3 protein-coding genes and 1 pseudogene are annotated in these 2,121 nt (G+C 68.5%); all 4 read left to right on the plus strand.

The genetic code is table 11. From position 1 onward, the window contains the following. Positions 1-561 (plus strand): annotated as a pseudogene (locus VL15_RS37935) (D-alanyl-D-alanine endopeptidase); the annotation flags it as partial. Positions 562-605: 44 nt separating this feature from the next. Continuing rightward, positions 606-842, plus strand: coding sequence for a DUF7661 family protein (locus tag VL15_RS37940; protein ID WP_048252036.1), 237 nt, complete (start codon positions 606-608; stop codon positions 840-842). A gap of 73 nt (positions 843-915) precedes the next feature. Further along, positions 916-1,371, plus strand: a complete 456-nt coding sequence (locus VL15_RS37945; protein WP_196319683.1) for a MarR family winged helix-turn-helix transcriptional regulator — start codon at positions 916-918, stop codon at positions 1,369-1,371. Positions 1,372-1,439: 68 nt separating this feature from the next. Next, positions 1,440-2,003, plus strand: coding sequence for an isochorismatase family protein (locus tag VL15_RS37950; protein ID WP_048252038.1), 564 nt, complete (start codon positions 1,440-1,442; stop codon positions 2,001-2,003). Positions 2,004-2,121 lie beyond the last annotated feature (118 nt).

Below are 2,121 nucleotides of genomic sequence, written 5' to 3' on the forward strand. Positions count from 1 at the left end.
CGCGACACGATCAAGTTCACCGGGTCGCGACTGCAGGTCGGCTCGGAACTGTCGCGCCGCGACATGTTCCATATCGCGCTGATGTCGTCGGAAAACCGCGCGGCCGCCGCGCTGAGCCGCGACTATCCGGGCGGGCGCACCGCGTTCGTCCAGGCGATGAACCGCGAAGCACGCCGGCTCGGCATGCGCCATACGCACTTCCGGGAGCCGACCGGCCTGTCGCCGCACAACGTGTCGACGGCCGAGGATCTCGCGCGACTCGTCGGCGCGGCCGCGCAGGATCCGCTGATCCGCTATTTCTCGACGGATACGTCGACCACCGTGCGCCCCGGCGACGGCGAACTGGTCTACGTGAATTCCGACCCGCTCGTACGCTATCGCCGCCTGCCGATCCGGCTGCAGAAAACCGGCTTCATCAACGAATCGGGGCATGGCGTCGTGATGCGCATGCGCGTGAAGGGCCGCCGCGAAACGGTCGTGCTGCTCGGCGCGCCGACGCGTGCCGGCGTCTCGAGCGATGCCCTCAAAATCCATCGCTGGCTGACCTGCTCGATCCAGTAAGCACACGCAGGCGGCCGGCGCATTCACCCTACGGGAGCGATGCCATGCAGGACGAATACCGCTTCAACGCATTCGGACGGCTGCTCGCCGTCGTGCGCGCGAACGGCCGCTGGGCCGTGTTCGATCTCGGCACCGAAGGCAAGCGGCGCCCGGCCGACCTGCACATTCCGTCCGCGCTCGCCGCGGACGAGCTCGCGCAATACCTCGGCGACCTGCTTCACGAGGACGCCTCCCCGAAATACAGCGACGTCGTGCCGGTCGCGCTGCCGCGCCGCGCATAACCGCGCGTCGAGGAGGCGCACGATCCGGCGATTAATTCGACAGTTAAACTTGCAAGTTTGACTGTCATATTCTATGATCCGCCGCATGAACCCGCCACGCAAACCCGGCGTTTCCGCCGACCTCGTCGCCGCCGACCTGACCCTCGCGGTCGGCCAGTTGATCCGCCGCCTCCGCTCCGAGGTCGAATCCGAAGGGTTCGGCATGTCCCAGACCAGCGCGCTCGCGCGGCTCGAACAGCAGGGGCCGATGACGACCGCCGATCTCGCGCGCGCCGAGGCCATGAAGCCGCAGTCGATGAAGGCGATCCTCGCGAGCCTCGAAGAGGAAGGTCTCGTCGAACGTGAGCCGCATCCGACCGACGGCCGCCAGATCCTGTTCATGCTGACCGCGGCCGGTCTCGACGCACGGCGCAAACGCAGCGCCGCCAAGCACAAGTGGCTCGGCGCCGCGATCCAGAAGCTCGATCCCGAAGACATCGACACGCTCGCCGCCGCGATCCCGCTGATCCGCCGCATCGGCGACCAATGAATCCGGCCGGCGCGCCACGCGGTACCCGCGCGCACGGCTTTCCTCGCCCTTCTTCACGGAGTCCCATCATGAGCGCTACCCGTCTCGACACGAATACGGCCCTCGTCGTCATCGACCTGCAGAAAGGCATCGTCGCCCTGCCCACCGCCCATCCGGTCGCGCCGGTGGTCGCGCATGCCCGCGAACTGCTCGACGCCTTCCGCAGCCGCGGCCTGCCGGTCGTGCTCGTCAACGTCGCCGGCGGCGCGCCGGGCCGCACGCAGCAGCAGATGCGCCTGGACGCACTCCCCGCCGACTGGACCGAACTCGTGCCCGAACTGAACCTGCAGCCGGGCGACCACCTCGTGACGAAAAAGACCTGGGGCGCGTTTACCGGCACGGATCTCGACGCGCACCTGAAGGCGGCCGGCGTCACGCAGATCGTGCTGACCGGCGTCGCGACCAGCATCGGCGTCGAATCGACCGCCCGGTACGCATTCGAACTCGGCTACAACGTGACGCTCGCCGTCGACGCGATGACCGACCTCAACGCGGATGCGCACGTGAACAGCGTCGAGCGCATCTTCCCGCGCCTCGGCGAAACGGGCTCGACGCAGGACATCATCGCGCTGCTCGACCAGCGCGGCGCGTGAGCGAAGAACGCGCTCGGTCGACAGCGGGCCGCGCGGCCGGCCGGCTCGATCCCTACGTGCTCGTGCCGGCGCTGTTTCTGCGCGGCATGGGCCAGAGCGCGATCGGCGCGCCGTCGAT

The organism is Burkholderia cepacia, from assembly GCF_001039005.1.
GTDB lineage: Bacteria > Pseudomonadota > Gammaproteobacteria > Burkholderiales > Burkholderiaceae > Burkholderia > Burkholderia theae.

What these genes read in the sequence shown, in the direction of transcription:
- VL15_RS37940 (WP_048252036.1), top strand. Translation starts at nt 606, where the DNA reads ATGCAGGACGAATACCGCTTCAACGCATTCGGACGGCTGCTCGCCGTC.
- VL15_RS37945 (WP_196319683.1), top strand. Translation starts at nt 916, where the DNA reads ATGATCCGCCGCATGAACCCGCCACGCAAACCCGGCGTTTCCGCCGAC.
- VL15_RS37950 (WP_048252038.1), top strand. Translation starts at nt 1,440, where the DNA reads ATGAGCGCTACCCGTCTCGACACGAATACGGCCCTCGTCGTCATCGAC.